Raw genomic sequence first — 17,660 nt, 5'->3', positions numbered from 1 at the left:
GCATACTGGCAGCTCTGTGGGAGCGGCCTTGTGTCGCGAAAGGAGGGCGCGGCCCTCCCAGCTATGCGAGGAAACGAAAGCAATGCGTGTATGGATCGATGCCGACGCCTGCCCCAAGGCGGCCAAGGACCTGATCGTCAAGTTCGCCCTCAAGCGCAAGCTCGAAGTGGTGATGGTGGCCGGCCAGCCGCAGATCAAGCCGGCCTTCGCCTGCGTGCGGCTGATCGTGGTGCCCAGCGGCATGGACGCGGCCGATGACTACCTGGTGGAGAACGCCGAGCCCGGCGAGCTGGTGATCTGCAGCGACGTGCCGCTGGCCGATCGCCTGATCAAGAAGGGCGTGGCGGCGCTGGATCCGCGCGGTCGCGAGTTCGACGAGCGCAACATGGGCGAGCGCCTGGCGGTACGCAACCTGTTCACCGAGCTGCGCGAGCAAGGTCAGGTTGGCGGTGGCCAGGCGCCCTATGGCGAGCGCGAGAAGCAGGCGTTCGCCAATGCGCTGGACCGCATTCTCACTCGCCTGTCCAAAGCCTGACGTTATCCCGGAAGCATCCGCCAAGCCTGTAGGAGCGGCCTTGTGTCGCGATGGGGCGCGTAGCGGCCCCAGGATCTTGGCATCATGCAAAATCGCCGGGGCGGCTACGCAGCCCATCGCGACACTAGGCCGCTCCCACAGGGACCGCAGCGGCTATGGGCTTGTGCTTTACCTGTAGCCGACGATGAGGCCGGTACGGGTAGCACAAGACAGTTGCCCCTGCACCAGCGTCTGTCAGTCGTTCTCGTGGGTCAGCTCCAGCACCCGATCCACCAGCTTGTAGATGCCACCCGCCGCCTCGCTGATCGACTTGGCCAGCATGTACGCCGGCGTGGTCACCAGCTTGCGCTGGGTATCCTCGACGATGTCGTGCACATCGCACTCCTCATGGGTGCCGCCCATTTTCACCACCGCCGCGCTGGTGCCGGCGTCGTTGCCGATGGTGCAGACCACGCCCGGCCCGTAGATCTTCGCCGCAAGGGCCGGCGAGATGCAGATCAGGCCAACGGGCTTGCCTGCCTCGGCGAAGGCCTCGGCCAGGGCCAGCACATCTGGCTGCACGCTGCACTTGTCGCCTTCGACGGCAAAGTTGGAGAGATTCTTGGCCGCGCCGAAGCCGCCTGGAACGATCAGGGCGTCGAAGTCTTCGGCTTTGGCTTCGCGAATGTCCTTCACCTCGCCACGGGCAATGCGCGCCGACTCCACCAGCACATTGCGCGATTCGGGCATCTCTTCCCCGGTCAGGTGGTCGATCACATGCATCTGCGCGATGTTCGGCGCGAAGCACTGCACCTGGGCGCCACGCTGGTCCAGGCGCAGCAGGGTGATCACGCTTTCGTGGATCTCGGCGCCGTCATACACGCCGCAACCGGACAGAATCACCGCAACTTTTTTTGTCATGCTCAATACTCCAGTGTCGAGGCGCTAAATGTCCTCTAGTTTGGCAGATGTAGCCATGGGATTTGCCCTTCGGCGGGCCTAATCTTCGTGGACAACCTTGGAGGTGGCCGTTCATGGACCTGATTCTGCTGGCCGTGCCGTTCTTCTTCGTACTGATCGCGGTGGAGCTGATCGCCGACCGCGTGCGCGGCCGGCGCAACTACCAGCTCGCCGACTCGATCAACAGCCTGAGCACCGGCGCGCTGTCCACCAGCACCGGGTTGCTGACCAAAGGGGTGGGGCTGGTCACCTATGCCCTGGCCTGGGAACACCTGGCTTGGCTGCGGCTGCCGGCCGATGCCTGGTGGGTGTGGGTGGTCGCCTTCGTGCTCTACGACCTCTGCTACTACTGGCTGCACCGCCTGGGCCATGAGCGCAACGTCTTGTGGGCCGCGCACTCGGTGCATCACCAGAGCGAGGAGTACAACCTGACCACCGCCCTGCGCCAGACCAGCAGCGGCTTCCTGTTCTCCTGGATCTTCTACCTGCCGCTGGCGCTGCTGGGCGTGCCGCCCCTGGTGTTCATCACCGTGGCGTCGCTGAACCTGCTGTACCAGTTCTGGGTGCACACCCGCCATGTGCCCAAGCTGGGCTGGCTGGAGTGGATCTTCATCACGCCGTCCAACCATCGCGTCCACCATGCGCAGAATCCTTTGTACTTGGATCGCAACTACGGCGGCGTGTTCATAATCTGGGACCGGTTGTTCGGCACCTTCCAGGAGGAGGACGAACGCGAGCCTGTGATCTTCGGAGTAACCACGCCGCTGGCCAGCTGGAACCCGCTGTGGGCCAACGTGCAGTTCTACGCCCAGCTCTGGCACGACGCTCGTCGCGCCGGCAGTTGGTGGGACAAGCTGCGCATCTGGTTCATGCCCACTGGCTGGCGCCCGGCGGATGTGGCCGCCGCTGATCCACAGCCCAAGCAGGACCTGGCGGCGTTTCGCAAGTTCGCGATCCCCCTGGGCGGCGCGCAGCAGCTTTACGTCACCGTGCAGTTCGCGGTCTACGTGGCGCTGGGCAGTTATCTGATGGAGGTGGCGGAGCACGTGGCGCCCGCGGCCCTGGTGCTGGGCTGGACGGTGATGGCGTTCGGGCTGTTCGTGCTGGGCGTGGCGCTGGAGGACCGGCCGTGGGCGGGGCGCCTGGAGATCGTGCGGCTGCTGTCGAATGCGCCGGCGCTGTATCTGTCCGGCGCGCTTGGCTTAGTGCTGGTCACGCCCGTGTTCTGGTTGCTGCTCCTGGTTTACAGCCTGCTCAGCCTCGGCGGCCTGGCCCTCTGCCGCCGCGCGGCGCTCGGCGCGGAGGTTGCGAAAACGCCGGCGCAGCCAGAGCAGCAGGCCCAGCACCAGCAGGCCGCCGAGCACCCATAGCTCGTATTTCTTGATGCTGCCGAGCATGCCTTCGAGAATGGCGCCGAAGTGGTAGGCGGCCAGGCCCAGGGCCAGGGCCCACACCGCGGCACCGATGCCGTTGAGCAGCAGGTAGCGGCGCGGCGGGTAGCCGGACAGGCCGATGGCCACCGGCATTACCGTGCGCAGGCCGTAGACGAAACGGAAACTCAGCACCCAGATATCCGGATGGCGGCGGATGTGCTCCAGTGCTCGGTCACCCATGGCCTGCCAGCGCGGCTTGCGGGCGAGGATCTTGCGCCCGTGGCGGCGGCCCATGAAGTACCACAGCTGGTCACCGGCGTAGCTGCCGCAGAAGGCCACCAAGACCACCAGCTTGATGTCCATGTATTCGCGGAACGCAAGAAAGCCCGCGAGCACCAGGATGGTCTCGCCCTCGAAGAACGTGCCGAGAAAAAGGGCAAAGTAGCCGAAATCGTTCAGGAATTGTTGAAGCATTTTCTGGCGTGCTGGCGAAATGAACGCGCAGCCTACCCCTTCGGGCGCGTTGGGGAAAGTGTCCAAATGTGTCTCGACGTGAAGATTCCCTGCAACGACAATGGCTGCGGCCACAAGTCGCAGGGTTGCCCAAGGATGTAACACAGGCGTCATAATGGCCGCTTATAACTGTCGCGCTGCCCGCCCGCGCGGGCTCAGGAGTCTGCCGTGAGCTTTACCCCCGCCAACCGTCTGTTTCCTGCTACCCGCCTGCGTCGCAACCGCCGGGACGCGTTCTCCCGTCGCCTGGTTCGCGAAAACACCCTGACCGTCGATGACCTGATTCTTCCGGTATTCGTGCTGGACGGCGAGGGCCGTCGGGAAGAAGTACCGTCCATGCCGGGCGTCGAGCGCCTGTCGATCGACCTGCTGCTGGAAGCTGCACAGGGCTGGGTGGAGCTGGGTATTCCGGCGCTGGCGCTGTTCCCGGTGACCCCGACCGAGAAAAAGTCCCTCGACGGCGCCGAAGCCTGGAACCCGGACGGCATCGCCCAGCGCGCCACCCGCGCCCTGCGTGCCCGCTTCCCGGAGCTGGGGGTGATCACCGACGTGGCCCTGGACCCGTTCACCACCCACGGTCAGGACGGCATCCTCGATGAAGAGGGTTACGTGCAGAACGACATCACCGTCGAGGCCCTGGTCCGCCAGGCGCTGTCTCACGCCGAGGCCGGCGCCCAGGTGGTGGCCCCGTCGGACATGATGGACGGTCGTCTCGGCGCGATCCGCCAGGCCCTGGAAGAAGCCGGCTACGTCAACGTGCGCATCATGGCCTACTCGGCCAAGTACGCCAGCGCCTACTACGGCCCGTTCCGCGACGCGGTCGGCTCGGCGCTGAACCTGGGCAAGGCCAACAAGGCTTCCTACCAGATGGACCCGGCCAACAGCGACGAAGCCCTGCACGAAGTGGCCACCGACCTCGCCGAAGGCGCCGACATGGTCATGGTCAAGCCGGGCATGCCGTACCTGGATATCGTTCACCGAGTGAAAGCCGAGTTCAAGGTGCCGACCTTTGCCTACCAGGTCAGCGGCGAGTACGCCATGCACATGGCCGCCATCCAGAACGGCTGGCTGAGCGAGGCCGTGATCCTCGAATCCCTCACCGCTTTCAAACGGGCAGGCGCTGATGGCATCCTGACCTATTTCGCCGTGCGTGCCGCTCAATTGATGAGAGGGCAGTAACGCCCTCCAGGAACGTCAGATGAATAACGAAGTGCTAACCCCTGTCGAGATCAAGGATGCCCAGGCCGTGCCCGAAGAGATGGTGCAGACCCCGCCCGATTTGCCAGCGGTAGCGGAGCCGGAAGCGGTTGTCGAAGCCGCCCCGGCACCCGCGCCTGCGCCGGCCCCTGCGATCGCCGTGCCGAGCCTGGACGACAGCAGCCTGTACATTCATCGCGAGCTCTCGCAACTGCAGTTCAACATCCGCGTGCTGGAGCAGGCGCTGGACGAATCGTACCCGCTGCTTGAGCGCCTGAAGTTCCTGCTGATCTTCTCCAGCAACCTCGACGAGTTCTTCGAGATCCGCGTGGCGGGCCTGAAGAAGCAGATCAACTTCGCCCGCGAACAGGCCGGCGCCGACGGCCTGCAGCCGCACCAGGCGCTGGCGCGCATCAGCGAGCTGGTGCACCTGGAGGTGGATCGCCAGTACGCGATCCTCAACGACGTGCTGCTGCCGGAGCTGGAGAAGCACGCCATCCGCTTCATCCGCCGCCGCTACTGGACGCCCAAGCTCAAGACCTGGGTGCGCCGTTACTTCCGCGACGAGATCGCACCGATCATCACCCCGATCGGCCTCGACCCGACCCACCCGTTCCCGCTGCTGGTGAACAAGAGCCTGAACTTCATCGTCGAGCTCGAGGGGGTCGATGCCTTCGGTCGCGACTCGGGCCTGGCGATCATTCCGGCGCCGCGCCTGCTGCCGCGGGTCATCCGTGTGCCGGAAGAGGTCGGTGGCCCGGGCGACAACTATGTGTTCCTGTCGTCGATGATTCACGCCCACGCCGATGACCTGTTCCAGGGCATGAAGGTCAAGGGCTGCTACCAGTTCCGCCTGACCCGTAACGCCGACCTGGCGCTGGATTCGGAAGAGGTCGACGACCTGGCCCGCGCCCTGCGCGGCGAACTGTTCTCGCGCCGCTACGGCGATGCCGTGCGCCTCGAGGTGGCCGACACCTGCCCGAAACACCTTTCCGACTACCTGCTCAAGCAGTTCAGCCTGAGCGAGAGCGAGCTGTACCAGGTCAACGGTCCGGTCAACCTGACCCGCCTCTTCAGCATCACTGGCCTCGACAGCCACCCGGAGCTGCAGTACACGCCGTTCACCCCGGCGATCCCCAAGCTGCTGCAGAACGCCGACAACATCTTCAGCGTGATCGGCAAGCAGGACGTGCTGCTGATGCACCCGTTCGAGTCGTTCACCCCGGTGATCGACCTGCTGCGCCAGGCCGCCAAGGACCCGCACGTACTCGCCGTGCGCCAGACCCTGTACCGCTCGGGCGCCAACTCGGAAATCGTCGACGCCTTGGTGGACGCGGCGCGTAACGGCAAGGAAGTCACCGCGGTGATCGAACTGCGCGCGCGCTTCGACGAAGAGTCCAACCTGCAGATGGCCAGCCGCCTGCAGGCCGCCGGCGCGGTGGTGATCTACGGCGTGGTCGGTTTCAAGACCCACGCCAAGATGATGCTGATCCTGCGCCGCGAGCAAGGCGAGATCGTTCGTTACGCGCACCTGGGCACCGGCAACTACCACGCCGGCAACGCCCGCCTGTACACCGACTACAGCCTGCTGACCTCTGACGACGCCCTCACCGAGGACGTCGGCAAGCTGTTCAGCCAGCTGATCGGCATGGGCAAGACCCTGCGCATGAAGAAGCTGTTGCACGCGCCCTTCACCCTGAAGAAGGGCATGCTCGACATGATCGCCCGGGAGACCCAGTTCGCCCTGGAAGGCAAGCCGGCGCACATCATCGCCAAGTTCAACTCGTTGACCGACGCGAAGATCATCAAGGCGCTGTACAAGGCCAGTCAGTCGGGCGTGCGCATCGACCTGGTGGTGCGCGGCATGTGCTGCCTGCGTCCGGGTATTCCGGGGGTATCGCATAACATCCATGTGCGCTCGATCATCGGCCGCTTCCTCGAGCACACCCGGGTGTTCTACTTCCTCAATGGCGGCGAGGAGCAGATCTACCTGTCCAGTGCCGACTGGATGGAGCGCAACCTCGACAAGCGCGTCGAGACCTGCTTCCCGGTGGAGGGCAAGAAGCTGCTGCTGCGGGTGAAGAAGGAGCTGGAGGGGTACCTGACCGACAACACCCAGGCCTGGACCCTGCAGTCGGACGGGCGCTACGTGCGCAGCACGCCGACCGGCAACCAGAACCCGCGCAGTGCCCAGTCGACGCTGCTGGAGCGGCTGAGCAATCCGGTGCTCAACGTACGCTAGTTGGATTGCTAGGGCCGCTTTGCGGCCCCATGGACTTTCAGCGCACGCTAAGCACGAAATTGACCCGCGCCAGCCACTCCGCCTCGTTGGCGAAATCGGCCTGGGTCAGCTGGTTCTGCTCCAGCCAGCCGCCCGGGAAGACCACCTCCAGGCTGTTGTCGCCGGCTTGCAGCTCCACTTTGGGCATCTGCTGGGTGCCGCGGATATGGTGGAACAGAATGGCGAAGCGCAGCAGTACGCACAGGCGGATCAGCTTGACGCCTTCGTCGCCGAACTCGGCAAACTTGTCCTTGGGAATGTTGCGACGGTGGCCACGTACCAGCAGGGCCATCATCTGCTGGTCTTCGCGAGAAAAGCCCGACAGGTCCGAGTGCTCGATCAGGTAGGCACCGTGCTTGTGGTAGTGATAGTGGGCAATATCCAGCCCGATTTCATGGATTTTCGCCGCCCATCCCAGCAGATCGCGCCAGTTGCCCTCCTCCAGGTCCCATGCTGCGGCCACTTGGTCGAAGGCGTGCAGCGCCTTGCGCTCCACGCGCGCGGCCTGGCCCTGGTCGACGTGGTAGCGCTCCATCAGCGAGTTCAGGGTGCGTTCACGCACGTCCTCGTGGTGATGGCGGCCCAGCAGATCGAACAGCACGCCTTCGCGCAAGGCGCCGTCGCAGTGGTCCATGCGCTGCAGCTCGAGGGCGTCGAAGATCGCCTCGAGGATGGCCAGGCCCGCCGGGAAGATGGTCCGCCGATCGGGCTTGACCCCTTCGAAGTCGATCTTGTCGGTCTCGCCGAGCTTGAACAACTTGCGTTTGACCGCCGCCAGCCCCTCGGCGTTGACCTCGCCGCTGCCCTGGCCGATGGCCTTGATCGCCGCGGCGATGGCGCGGATGGTCCCGGACGAGCCGATGGCCTCGTCCCACGTCAGGCGGTGCAGGGCGTTCTCGATGCTCATCAGCTCCAGGCGCGCGGCGGTGTAGGCCTGGGCGTAGCGCGCCGGGGTGATCTTGCCGTCGCGGAAGTAGCGCTGGGTGAAGCTCACACAGCCCATCTGCAGGCTTTCGCGTAGCAGCGGCTCGAAACGCTGGCCGATGATGAACTCGGTGCTGCCGCCGCCGATGTCGGCGACCAGGCGCTTGCCGGGGGTATCGGCCAGGGTGTGGGACACGCCCAGGTAGATCAGGCGCGCTTCTTCGCGGCCGGAGATGACCTCGACCGGGTGGCCGAGGATGGCTTCGGCGCGCAGGATGAATTCGTTGCGGTTGCGCGCTTCGCGCAGGGCGTTGGTGCCGACGATGCGCACCGAGCCCTGGGGCATGCCGTTGATCAGCTGGGCGAAGCGCTTGAGGCATTCCAGGCCGCGTTGCATGGCTTCTTCGCTGAGCTTGCGCTCATCGTCGATGCCGGCGGCGAGCTGAACCTTTTCTCCAAGCCTTTCGAGGATGCGGATTTCCGTGTGATGGGCCTTGGCCACGACCATGTGGAAGCTGTTGGAGCCCAGGTCGATGGCGGCAATCAGAGACAGGTTCTTCGCGGTGGTTTGCGGCATGGTCTGGAGGTTCTCGGTCGTTAACCCGGCAATCGTGCCATGATCGCGGGCATACGCCAACGAGCGGCACGGCAAGGCTTGATGCATGGCAATGTCATAGCAATGTTATGACCGTGACATGACAGTTTCGATTCGTGGCGTCTTGCACAACTATAGTTAGACTCAATCGTCCGTGGCTTCCTGTCGCGCCTGGGTGCGGCTATGATGGGCAACGTTTTTTGTGCTTACGACCTGGAGATATCCATGAGCAGCGATCTTATCAAACATGTCACCGACGCCAGCTTCGAAGCCGACGTACTCAAGGCTGAAGGCGCGGTGCTGGTCGACTACTGGGCTGAATGGTGCGGCCCATGCAAGATGATCGCTCCGGTACTGGACGACATCGCCACTGAATACAAGGGCAAGGTGACCATCGCCAAGCTGAACATCGACGAAAACGCCGAGACCCCGGCCAAGCACGGCGTGCGTGGCATCCCGACGCTGATGCTGTTCAAGAACGGCAACGTCGAGGCGACCAAGGTCGGCGCGCTGTCCAAATCGCAGCTCAAGGCGTTCCTCGACGCCAGCCTGTGATGTGATGAAGCCCCGCAAATACGGGGCTTTTCTTTATCTGCTGTAGGCATTTTCCGTGAGGGCCGGCGAGCCTCGCTATTGCGCCCATCCAGGCGGATAGCCCCGGAAATCGGTGGCCAAAACCACTAGACGTCGAAAAAAGCAAGTGTTACATTCGGCCTCGCACTGCTTCTCCAGTGCCCTCTGCACGCCGTCGCCGAAGCATCCCTAATTCGAATCAGTACGCGATCCTGTCGCCATCTAGCGGCGCGGCCTCATTAAGCCAACGCTTAATTTCTCCCTTCCTTACATGATTACGTCACTCCCCTTATGAACCTGACAGAACTCAAGCAAAAGCCGATTACCGATCTTTTGGAAATGGCCGAACAGATGGGCATCGAAAACATGGCCCGTTCGCGCAAACAGGACGTGATTTTCGCCCTGCTGAAAAAGCATGCGAAAAGCGGCGAAGAGATCTCGGGTGACGGCGTGCTGGAGATTCTCCAGGATGGTTTCGGTTTCCTGCGTTCGGCGGATGCCTCTTACCTGGCCGGCCCTGACGACATCTACGTTTCGCCCAGCCAGATCCGTCGCTTCAACCTGCGCACCGGCGACACCATCGTCGGCAAGATCCGTCCACCGAAGGAAGGCGAGCGTTACTTCGCGCTGCTGAAGGTCGATACCATCAACTTCGACCGTCCGGAGAACGCGAAGAACAAGATTCTCTTCGAAAACCTGACGCCGCTGTTCCCCAACAAGCGCCTGAAGATGGAAGCCGGCAACGGTTCCACCGAAGACCTCACCGGTCGCGTCATCGACCTGTGCGCCCCGATCGGCAAAGGCCAGCGCGGCCTGATCGTCGCCCCGCCGAAAGCGGGCAAGACCATCATGCTGCAGAACATCGCGGCCAACATCACCCGTAACAACCCCGAGTGCCACCTGATCGTCCTGCTGATCGACGAGCGCCCGGAAGAAGTCACCGAGATGCAGCGCACCGTGCGCGGCGAAGTGGTTGCCTCGACCTTCGACGAGCCGCCGACCCGCCACGTGCAGGTCGCCGAAATGGTCATCGAGAAGGCCAAGCGCCTGGTCGAGCACAAGAAGGACGTGGTCATCCTGCTCGATTCGATCACCCGTCTGGCCCGTGCCTACAACACCGTGATCCCGAGCTCCGGCAAGGTGCTGACCGGTGGTGTCGACGCCCACGCCCTGGAGAAGCCGAAGCGTTTCTTCGGTGCCGCGCGTAACATCGAGGAAGGTGGTTCGCTGACCATCATCGCCACCGCGCTGGTCGAGACCGGCTCGAAGATGGACGAAGTGATCTACGAAGAGTTCAAGGGTACCGGCAACATGGAGCTGCCCCTGGACCGTCGTATTGCCGAGAAGCGTGTGTTCCCGGCCATCAACATCAACAAGTCCGGTACCCGTCGCGAAGAGCTGCTGACCGCCGACGACGAACTGCAGCGCATGTGGATCCTGCGCAAGTTGCTGCACCCGATGGACGAGATCGCCGCCATCGAGTTCCTGGTCGACAAGCTCAAGCAGACCAAGACCAACGATGAGTTCTTCCTGTCGATGAAGCGCAAGTAAGCGTTTCAGGCTGGAACTGATTGGGGCTGCTCCGCAGCCCATCGCGACACAAGGCCGCTCCTACAGGATTACTCATTCGCCTGTAGGAGCGGCCTTGTGTCGCGATGGGGCGCGAAGCGGCCCCAGTTCATTTTTGCCCCCAAACAAGGCGTGAACGGCGCTACACTCTGCACCCCGACCGACATGCCCATACGAGGCCCTTGCATGCAGTATCGCGATCTGCGCGACTTCATCCGTGGTCTGGAACAGCGCGGTGAACTCAAGCGCATCCAGGTTCCCATCTCCCCTGTACTGGAAATGACCGAAGTCTGCGACCGCACCCTGCGCGCCAAGGGCCCGGCGTTGCTGTTCGAAAAGCCCACCGGCTTCGACATCCCGGTGCTGGGCAACCTGTTCGGCACCCCCGAGCGGGTGGCCATGGGCATGGGCGCCGAATCGACCGAGGAACTGCGCGAGATCGGCAAGCTGCTGGCGTTCCTCAAGGAACCCGAGCCACCAAAGGGCCTGAAGGACGCCTGGTCGAAACTGCCGATCTTCAAGAAGGTCGTGTCCATGGCGCCGAAGGTGGTCAAGGACGCGGTATGCCAGGAAATCGTGGTCGAAGGCGACGACGTCGACCTGGGCCGGTTGCCGATCCAGCACTGCTGGCCGGGCGACGTGGCGCCGTTGATCACCTGGGGCCTGACCGTCACCCGCGGGCCGAACAAGGACCGCCAGAACCTCGGGATCTACCGCCAGCAGGTGATCGGCCGCAACAAGGTGATCATGCGCTGGCTGAGCCACCGCGGCGGCGCGCTGGACTACCGCGAATGGTGCCAGAAGCATCCCGGCCAGCCGTTCCCGGTGGCCGTGGCCCTGGGCGCGGACCCGGCGACCATCCTCGGCGCCGTGACGCCGGTTCCGGATACCCTTTCCGAATACGCCTTCGCCGGCCTGTTACGCGGCAACCGTACCGAGCTGGTCAAGTGTCGTGGCAACGACCTGCAGGTGCCGGCCACCGCCGAGATCATCCTCGAAGGCGTGATCCACCCCGGTGAGATGGCCCCGGAGGGCCCGTACGGCGACCATACCGGCTACTACAACGAAGTGGACAGCTTCCCGGTGTTCACCGTCGAGCGCATCACCCACCGGCAGAAACCGATCTACCACAGCACCTACACAGGCCGGCCGCCGGATGAGCCGGCGATTCTAGGCGTGGCGCTGAATGAAGTGTTCGTGCCGATCCTGCAGAAGCAGTTCCCCGAGATCACCGACTTCTACCTGCCGCCGGAAGGCTGCTCGTACCGCATGGCGGTGGTGACCATGAAGAAGCAGTATCCAGGCCACGCCAAGCGCGTCATGCTGGGTGTGTGGTCGTTCCTGCGACAGTTCATGTACACCAAGTTCGTTATCGTCACCGACGACGATATCAACGCCCGCGACTGGAACGATGTGATCTGGGCCATCACCACGCGCATGGACCCCAAGCGTGATACGGTGATGATCGACAACACCCCGATCGACTACCTCGACTTCGCGTCGCCGGTGTCGGGCCTGGGGTCGAAGATGGGCCTGGACGCCACGCACAAATGGCCGGGCGAGACTACACGCGAATGGGGCCGGGTCATCGTCAAGGACGAGGCCGTCACCCGCCGTATCGATGAGCTGTGGGACCAGTTGGGAATAGATTGATGCAGGTAACCTTGCAGCCTTCCGGGGCGGTGCTGGCGGTCGAACCGGGTGAAAGGATTCTGGATGCCGCGCGGCGCCTGGGCTACGACTGCCCAAGCAGCTGCCGCAACGGCAATTGCCATGTGTGTGCCGCGCTGCTGGTGGAAGGCCGTGTTCGCCAGGAAGGCCAAGTCCGCGATCACGGTGAACTGTTCACTTGCATCGCCGAGCCGCTGGAGGACTGCGTGTTGCTGTGGGATGGTGTGCTGGCCCTGGGCGAGCTGCCAGTGCGCAAGCTGGCCTGTACCGTGAGCGAATGCGTCGAGGTCGGTGGCGACGTCTGGCGCGTGCGCCTGCGCGCGCCTGCCGGCAAGCCGCCGCGCTATCACGCGGGGCAGTACTTGATGATCGAGCGCGAGGGCATGGACAAGGCGGCATTCTCCCTCGCCTCGGCGCCCCACGGTGGCCGTGAGCTGGAGCTGCACGTGCTGGCCCGGGAAAGCAGTGCCGTGCAGTTGATCGAGCAGTTGCAGCGCACTGGCCTGGCGCGGATCGAGCTGCCGTTCGGCGACGCGCACCTGGCGGAGTTGCCCGATGGTCCGCTGGTGCTGATCGCCGCCGGTACCGGCATGGGCCAGATGCACAGCCTGGTCGAGCATTGCCGCGCCCAGGGCTTCAAGCATCCGGTGCACCTGTACTGGGGCGTGCGTCGGCCTGAAGACTTCTACGAGATCGAGCACTGGGACGAGTGGCAGCGCCTGCCCAACCTGTTCCTGCACAAGGTAGTCAGCGACCTGTGCGGCTGGGAAGGGCGCTGTGGCCTGCTGCACGAGGCGGTGTGCGAGGACATCGGCGACCTGAACCAGGTGCATGTCTATGCCAGCGGCTCGCCAAACATGGTCTATGCCACCCTCGATGCGTTGGTCGAGGCCGGCATGGATGCCCACCGCATGCGCGCCGACGTGTTCGCCTACGCGCCGCGTGGGTGAAACCAAACGGCACGCTGCAAGGGCGTGCCGGATTTAATAACCAAGTGTTTTCCATTTGATTATATGGCGGGGATTGTTACCGGCGCGGGTAATAAGTTTCGCTATACTCGGACTATTAGTTTCCGTTCAGCGGATGGTTAAATGAAATCCTGTTTTCGGGGTTGAGTGCAAAGTGCAATTTGCCTTACGTTAGGCGCATGGAAAATTGCAGGGCAAGCCCGCGCCCACGCGATCTTGGGGGCTTGTAGCCCGCGATAGCATTCCTCAGGTACCGCGGCACCCGCACTTTGGTGGTTCACCGGAATTAATGGCGGCATCTTATGTCGACACTTGAAAGTTCATCCTGGCAAGTAGCTTATCCGCCGTCGCTCGACTTCGGACAACAGTTAACCCGCGAACAACTGCAGCGCTCGATGCAGGAAACCATGTCTCAGCACGACGGCGGCCCGGTCTGGCTGTTCGCCTATGGTTCGCTGATCTGGCGCCCTGAATGCAATTCGGTCGAGCGCCAGCGGGCGCGGGTACATGGCTACCATCGTGGCTTGTACCTGTGGTCCCACGAGCACCGAGGCACCCCGGAGTGCCCGGGCCTGGTATTCGGTCTGGACCGTGGCGGTTCCTGCAGCGGTTTCGCCTACCGCCTGGATGAAAGCAACCTCGATGATTCGCTGATGGCCCTGTGGCAACGGGAAATGCCGTTCCCGGCCTATCGCCCGCACTGGCTCAGCTGCCGCCTGGGCGATGGCAGCAAGGTCCAGGCCCTGGGCTTCGTGCTGGAACGACACCTCCCGTGCTACGCGGGCAACCTGCCGGACACCCTGCTCAGCCAGATACTTGCCAGCGCCAAGGGACGTTACGGCACGACGCGCGATTACGTGGAGCAGACCCTCAACGCCCTGCGCAGCCACCAGATGCCCGATCGCAACCTGGAAGCCCGCTTCAGGCGTTGCCACAACCTGCGCGAGGTGTGAGCCCCGCGCATCGGGCTCATTCCTGGCCGGCGGCGGTGCCGAGGAACTTGCGCAGGAACTGGCGGGTGCGCTCTTCCTTGGGATTGGCGAACAGTGCCTTGGCCTCGCCCTGCTCGACGATCACGCCCTTGTCGAAGAAGATTACCCGGTTGGCGACATCGCGGGCAAAGCTCATTTCGTGGGTGACGATGATCATGGTGCGCTTTTCCTCGGCCAGGCCGCGGATGGTCTCCAGCACCTCGCCCACCAGCTCCGGGTCGAGTGCCGAGGTGGGCTCGTCGAACAGGATCACTTCGGGCTCCATGGCCAGGGCGCGGGCGATGGCAACCCGCTGTTGCTGGCCGCCGGACAGGCGGCGCGGGTAGGCGTCTTCCTTGCCCGCCAGGCCAACCTTGGCCAGCAGGCGCCTGGCCAGCTCGATGGCCTTGTCGCGGGGCGTCTTCTTGACGATCACCGGCCCTTCGATGACGTTCTCCAGGGCGGTGCGGTGGGGAAACAGGTTGAAGTTCTGGAACACGAATCCGGCCTGCTGGCGCAGGCGGCGGATCGCACCCTGCTGGCCGCCCAGCGGGCGATTGGCGTCGATGCTGATGTCGCCGATCTGGATACGCCCGGCATCGGGGGTTTCCAGCAGGTTCAGGCAACGCAGGAAAGTGGTCTTGCCCGAGCCGCTGGGACCGATAATGGCGACCACCTCGCCGGGTTGCACGGTCAGGTCGATGCCGTTGAGCACGGTCTGGCCCTTGAACTGCTTGCTCAGGCCTTCTACTACGATCATCTCAGTGCTCCTGGTCGTGCTGGTTGACCCGCGCTTCCATGCGGTTCTGGAAGTGCGCCAGGATGCTGCAGAGGATCCAGTAGACCACCGCGACAGCCAGGTACATGGTGAAGACCTCGAAGGTCCGGGCGGTGATCAGCTGCGCCTGGCGGAACAGCTCGGGCACCTGGATGGTCGCCGCCAGGGCAGTGTCCTTGACCAGCGAGATGAAGCTGTTGCCCAGTGGCGGCAGCGCGGTGCGCAAGGCTTGCGGCAGGATCGCCCGGCGCATGGCCTGGGTGCGGGTCATGCCGATGCTGGCCGCCGCTTCCCACTGGCCACGGTCGATCGAAGAGATCGCCGCCCGGAGGATTTCGCAGACGTACGCCGCCATGTTCAGCGACAGGCCGATCAGCGACGCCGGGATCGGGTCGAGCTCGATGCCGATCTGCGGCAGGCCGAAGTAGATCACGAACAACTGCACCAGCAGCGGCGTGCCGCGGAAGAACGACACATAGATACGGGCGAGCCAGTCCAGCGGCAGGATCTTCGACAGGCGCATCAGTGCCAGGGCGAAGCCCAGCACCAGGCCGAAGAACATGCCGCCGACACTGAGCAGCACGGTATAGCCCGCGCCCTTTAGCAGGAAGGGCGCGGAATCGACAACGAGTTGCAGGCTTTCAGCGATCATTTGGTGACATCGGCACCGAAGTATTTCTCGGACAGCTTGGCCAGCGTGCCGTCGGCCTTGAGCTTGTCGATGGCCTTGTTCAGCGCCTCGAGCAGTTCAGGCTCGCCCTTGCGCAGGGCCACGCCCGATTCCAGCTTGGAGAATTTCTCGCCGGCCAGTGCGGTGGGTTTCTTGTCCTTGGCGGTTTTCTGCACGTACTCCAGCGCGGCCAGGCGGTCGATCAGGATGGCGTCGATGCGGCCATTGCGCAGGTCGGCGAACTTGGTCGGGTCGTCTTCATAGGTACGGACATCGGCTGTCGGCACGTCCTGTTTCACCCACTGCTCGTAGTTGGTGCCCAGGCCGACACCGACCTTCTTGCCAGCGAGGTCGGCGGCGGTCTTGATGTTCTTCTCGTTATCGCTGCCCTTGAGCACCAGGGCCTGGATGCCGGAAACGGTGTAGGGCTCGGAGAAGTCGTACTTTTTCTTGCGCTCTTCGGAGATGGTCACCTGGTTGATCACCACGTCCAGGCGCTTGGACTCCAGGGCGGCGAGGATGCCGTCCCACTTGGTCGGCTGGACCTTGGCCTTGACCCCCAGCTCCTTGGCCAGCAGCTCGGACAGTTCGACTTCGAAGCCGGTTAGCTTGCCGTTCTCGTCCTGGAAACTGAACGGTGGGTAGGTGCCTTCCAGGCCGACGTTGATCACGCCCTTCTCCTGGATGGTCTTCAACTGCTCACCGGCAAAGGCTTGGCCGAGCAGGCCGGCGCCCAGCAGGAGCGCCAGGCTGGCGTTGAGAAGGGGTTTGGCGAATTTGGTCATGGCAGGCCCCGCGCTTGTTGTGGAAGTAGTGAGGTGGCGACTATAGAGGTGGGCTTCATAGGTCGGGAAATAATAAAAAATCAGGTTGTTATTCCCGTTTCTGCATTTTGCAGTCGCTTATGCCCGACTTAGCTCAGGATGGAATAAAGCGTTGTTTTTTCCAAGAGGCAGATTTGACGTATCGTGGCCTACACCCTCCCTGTAGGAGCGGCCTTGTGCCGCGAAAGGGCCGTTCCAGGGGACGTGGGCATATCGACAACGCCGCCTGGCAGGAGAAACACCCGTGAGCGAACAACCATCAACCGGGCACTGGCAACTGCAGACCATCGTCAGTGGCCTGCGCAGCGCCCGTGAGCAGTGGCGCAGCAACAATGGCCGCAGCAGCGGCGAGCAGGGCGGGCGCGAGCTGCCGTCGCGCGAGGCGCTACGCCAGATTCTCGAGCAGCTGTGTGGTGCGCTGTTCCCCATGCGCCTTGGCCCGGTGGACCTGCGTGAAGAAAGCGAAGACTTCTATGTCGGCCACACGCTGGACGCCGCGCTCACCGCGCTGCTGGCCCAGGCCCGCCTGGAGTTGCGCTACGCGGCGCGCCATGGCAAGACCGATGTGGTCGATGTCGATGGTCACGCCCTGCGCCTGATCCAGGACTTCGCCGCGGCCCTGCCGGCCCTGCGCGTGCTGCTGGACACCGACGTGCTCGCCGCCTACCACGGCGACCCGGCGGCGCGCAGCGTCGACGAGGTGCTGCTGTGCTACCCAGGCATCCTGGCGATCATCCACCACCGCTTGGCCCACCACCTGTACCGGGCCGGCCTGCCGCTGCTGGCGCGGATCAGCTCGGAGCTGGCGCACTCGGCCACGGGTATCGACATCCACCCCGGCGCGCAGATCGGCCCGAGCTTCTTCATCGACCACGGCACCGGCGTGGTGATCGGCGAGACCGCGATCATCGGTGAGCGGGTACGGATCTACCAGGCCGTGACCCTGGGCGCCAAGCGTTTCCCCAGCGACGAGTCGGGCACCCTGCACAAGGGCCTGGCACGCCACCCCATCGTCGAGGACGATGTGGTGATCTACGCGGGTGCGACCATTCTCGGAAGGATCACTATCGGCAAGGGCTCGACCATCGGCGGCAACGTGTGGCTGACCCGCAGCGTGCCGGCTGACAGCAACATTACCCAGGCTAACCTGCAGTTGGATTGCGAGGACAAGAAAGCCCTCTAGCTCAAGGGTTAAGTTGCGTGGGAGCGGGCAAGTCCGCTCCTGCTTCGACCGTTCCTGAAGCGGCATCGGGTCGCATTGAAATCCGATCCATGTTTA

The 17,660-nt window shown here is 63.7% G+C and carries 15 protein-coding genes and 1 pseudogene; 10 read left to right on the top strand and 6 right to left on the bottom strand.

All coding sequences use genetic code 11. The annotated features are described in order from the left end of the window. Positions 1-82 precede the first annotated feature (82 nt). Entirely contained in the window at positions 83-535 is a 453-nt protein-coding gene (locus AC25M7_RS17430; protein WP_028689239.1) for a YaiI/YqxD family protein, read from the top strand. Between the two features lie 234 nt (positions 536-769). On the opposite strand, the gene elbB is transcribed toward AC25M7_RS17430, so the two are convergent. After that, complete coding sequence (elbB, locus tag AC25M7_RS17425) at positions 770-1,435, bottom strand: isoprenoid biosynthesis glyoxalase ElbB (protein ID WP_062362666.1); 666 nt, start codon at positions 1,433-1,435, stop codon at positions 770-772. A gap of 113 nt (positions 1,436-1,548) precedes the next feature. Between elbB and AC25M7_RS17420 the strand changes: the two are divergent. Then, positions 1,549-2,175: pseudogene (locus AC25M7_RS17420) on the top strand (sterol desaturase family protein); the annotation flags it as partial. Between the two features lie 501 nt (positions 2,176-2,676). Here the strand turns inward: AC25M7_RS17420 and AC25M7_RS17415 are convergent. After that, positions 2,677-3,321 (bottom strand): DedA family protein, encoded by a 645-nt coding sequence (locus AC25M7_RS17415; protein WP_186594834.1) that lies wholly within the window; start codon positions 3,319-3,321, stop codon positions 2,677-2,679. 207 nt (positions 3,322-3,528) lie between these two features. On the opposite strand from AC25M7_RS17415, the gene hemB reads away from it, so the two are divergent. Both hemB and ppk1 read left to right on the top strand, forming a co-directional pair. Beyond that, the gene (hemB, locus tag AC25M7_RS17410) at positions 3,529-4,539 is read left to right on the top strand and encodes a porphobilinogen synthase (protein ID WP_028689236.1); all 1,011 of its coding nucleotides are present in this window, start codon (positions 3,529-3,531) and stop codon (positions 4,537-4,539) included. Positions 4,540-4,558: 19 nt separating this feature from the next. Further along, positions 4,559-6,799 (top strand): polyphosphate kinase 1, encoded by a 2,241-nt coding sequence (gene ppk1, locus AC25M7_RS17405; RefSeq protein WP_486971313.1) that lies wholly within the window; start codon positions 4,559-4,561, stop codon positions 6,797-6,799. A gap of 37 nt (positions 6,800-6,836) precedes the next feature. Here the strand turns inward: ppk1 and ppx are convergent, their stop codons facing one another. Continuing rightward, the gene (gene ppx, locus AC25M7_RS17400) at positions 6,837-8,339 is read right to left on the bottom strand and encodes an exopolyphosphatase (protein ID WP_028689234.1); all 1,503 of its coding nucleotides are present in this window, start codon (positions 8,337-8,339) and stop codon (positions 6,837-6,839) included. Between the two features lie 243 nt (positions 8,340-8,582). On the opposite strand from ppx, the gene trxA reads away from it, so the two are divergent. From trxA to AC25M7_RS17375, 5 genes are all read left to right on the top strand, one after another. After that, positions 8,583-8,912, top strand: coding sequence for a thioredoxin TrxA (gene trxA, locus AC25M7_RS17395; protein ID WP_186594832.1), 330 nt, complete (start codon positions 8,583-8,585; stop codon positions 8,910-8,912). 309 nt (positions 8,913-9,221) lie between these two features. After that, positions 9,222-10,481: a transcription termination factor Rho gene (gene rho / locus AC25M7_RS17390; RefSeq protein ID WP_011536308.1), complete on the top strand. Its 1,260-nt coding sequence runs from the start codon at positions 9,222-9,224 to the stop codon at positions 10,479-10,481. Between the two features lie 204 nt (positions 10,482-10,685). Further along, on the top strand, positions 10,686-12,152 hold the full coding sequence (gene ubiD, locus AC25M7_RS17385; RefSeq protein WP_028689232.1) for a 4-hydroxy-3-polyprenylbenzoate decarboxylase: 1,467 nt from the start codon (positions 10,686-10,688) through the stop codon (positions 12,150-12,152). Next, positions 12,152-13,120, top strand: coding sequence for a CDP-6-deoxy-delta-3,4-glucoseen reductase (locus AC25M7_RS17380; RefSeq protein ID WP_028689231.1), 969 nt, complete (start codon positions 12,152-12,154; stop codon positions 13,118-13,120). The genes ubiD and AC25M7_RS17380 overlap by 1 nt, the downstream gene beginning before the upstream one ends. A gap of 320 nt (positions 13,121-13,440) precedes the next feature. Continuing rightward, positions 13,441-14,091 carry a gamma-glutamylcyclotransferase gene (locus AC25M7_RS17375; protein WP_028689230.1) on the top strand — a complete coding sequence of 217 codons (651 nt, stop codon included), beginning with the start codon at positions 13,441-13,443 and terminating at the stop codon, positions 14,089-14,091. A gap of 16 nt (positions 14,092-14,107) precedes the next feature. On the opposite strand, the gene tcyN is transcribed toward AC25M7_RS17375, so the two are convergent. The 3 genes from tcyN to tcyJ are packed head-to-tail and all read right to left on the bottom strand — an operon-like array spanning position 14,108 to position 16,342. Continuing rightward, positions 14,108-14,869, bottom strand: a complete 762-nt coding sequence (gene tcyN / locus AC25M7_RS17370) for an L-cystine ABC transporter ATP-binding protein TcyN (protein ID WP_028689229.1) — start codon at positions 14,867-14,869, stop codon at positions 14,108-14,110. A gap of 1 nt (position 14,870) precedes the next feature. After that, positions 14,871-15,539 (bottom strand): cystine ABC transporter permease, encoded by a 669-nt coding sequence (gene tcyL / locus AC25M7_RS17365; RefSeq protein WP_028689228.1) that lies wholly within the window; start codon positions 15,537-15,539, stop codon positions 14,871-14,873. Continuing rightward, entirely contained in the window at positions 15,536-16,342 is an 807-nt protein-coding gene (tcyJ, locus tag AC25M7_RS17360; protein WP_028689227.1) for a cystine ABC transporter substrate-binding protein, read from the bottom strand. The genes tcyL and tcyJ overlap by 4 nt, the downstream gene beginning before the upstream one ends. Positions 16,343-16,625: 283 nt before the next feature. On the opposite strand from tcyJ, the gene epsC reads away from it, so the two are divergent. Beyond that, positions 16,626-17,564 carry a serine O-acetyltransferase EpsC gene (gene epsC / locus AC25M7_RS17355; RefSeq protein ID WP_028689226.1) on the top strand — a complete coding sequence of 313 codons (939 nt, stop codon included), beginning with the start codon at positions 16,626-16,628 and terminating at the stop codon, positions 17,562-17,564. Positions 17,565-17,660 lie beyond the last annotated feature (96 nt).

This window comes from Pseudomonas sp. P106(2024), from assembly GCF_057480815.1.
This window is presented reverse-complemented; position numbering and strand designations above follow the sequence as displayed.

Bases quoted from the DNA above. Each gene is read 5' to 3' on its own strand.
- AC25M7_RS17380 (WP_028689231.1), top strand. From the start codon at position 12,152: ATGCAGGTAACCTTGCAGCCTTCCGGGGCGGTGCTGGCGGTCGAACCG.
- trxA (WP_186594832.1), top strand. From the start codon at position 8,583: ATGAGCAGCGATCTTATCAAACATGTCACCGACGCCAGCTTCGAAGCC.
- ppk1 (WP_486971313.1), top strand. From the start codon at position 4,559: ATGAATAACGAAGTGCTAACCCCTGTCGAGATCAAGGATGCCCAGGCC.
- tcyN (WP_028689229.1), bottom strand. From the start codon at position 14,869: ATGATCGTAGTAGAAGGCCTGAGCAAGCAGTTCAAGGGCCAGACCGTG.
- AC25M7_RS17415 (WP_186594834.1), bottom strand. From the start codon at position 3,321: ATGCTTCAACAATTCCTGAACGATTTCGGCTACTTTGCCCTTTTTCTC.
- AC25M7_RS17375 (WP_028689230.1), top strand. From the start codon at position 13,441: ATGTCGACACTTGAAAGTTCATCCTGGCAAGTAGCTTATCCGCCGTCG.
- tcyL (WP_028689228.1), bottom strand. From the start codon at position 15,539: ATGATCGCTGAAAGCCTGCAACTCGTTGTCGATTCCGCGCCCTTCCTG.
- ubiD (WP_028689232.1), top strand. From the start codon at position 10,686: ATGCAGTATCGCGATCTGCGCGACTTCATCCGTGGTCTGGAACAGCGC.
- AC25M7_RS17430 (WP_028689239.1), top strand. From the start codon at position 83: ATGCGTGTATGGATCGATGCCGACGCCTGCCCCAAGGCGGCCAAGGAC.
- ppx (WP_028689234.1), bottom strand. From the start codon at position 8,339: ATGCCGCAAACCACCGCGAAGAACCTGTCTCTGATTGCCGCCATCGAC.
- tcyJ (WP_028689227.1), bottom strand. From the start codon at position 16,342: ATGACCAAATTCGCCAAACCCCTTCTCAACGCCAGCCTGGCGCTCCTG.
- elbB (WP_062362666.1), bottom strand. From the start codon at position 1,435: ATGACAAAAAAAGTTGCGGTGATTCTGTCCGGTTGCGGCGTGTATGAC.
- rho (WP_011536308.1), top strand. From the start codon at position 9,222: ATGAACCTGACAGAACTCAAGCAAAAGCCGATTACCGATCTTTTGGAA.